At 51.6% G+C, this 500-nt stretch carries 1 rRNA gene; it reads left to right on the top strand.

Going from position 1 to position 500, the window contains the following annotated elements:
* Positions 1–500, top strand: a 23S ribosomal RNA gene (locus AC0V2Y_RS27800); the annotation flags it as partial.

Below are 500 nucleotides of genomic sequence, written 5' to 3'. Positions count from 1 at the left end.
AGAAGTGCGAATGCTGACATGAGTAGCGATAATGGGGGTGAAAAGCCTCCACGCCGTAAGCCCAAGGTTTCCTGTTCAACGTTCATCGGAGCAGGGTGAGTCGGCCCCTAAGGCGAGGCAGAGATGCGTAGCTGATGGGAAGCAGGTTAATATTCCTGCACCGTCGTATGATGCGATGGGGGGACGGATCGCGGAAGGTTGTCTGACTGTTGGAATAGTCAGTTTCTGTCTCATAGAAGGTACTTAGGCAAATCCGGGTACGGAATTCAAGGGGATGGGACGAGTGAATTTATTCACGAAGCAATCGGAAGTGGTTCCAAGAAAAGCCTCTAAGCTTCAGTCATACGAGACCGTACCGCAAACCGACACAGGTGGGCGAGATGAGTATTCTAAGGCGCTTGAGAGAACTCGGGAGAAGGAACTCGGCAAATTGGTACCGTAACTTCGGGAAAAGGTACGCCCCGGTAGCTTGATTGGTTTACTCCATGAGGGTGAAAGGG

This window comes from Janthinobacterium sp. BHSEK (genome assembly GCF_056174685.1).
Note: the sequence above shows the minus strand (reverse complement) of the source record. Positions and strands in the feature narration are given on the sequence as shown.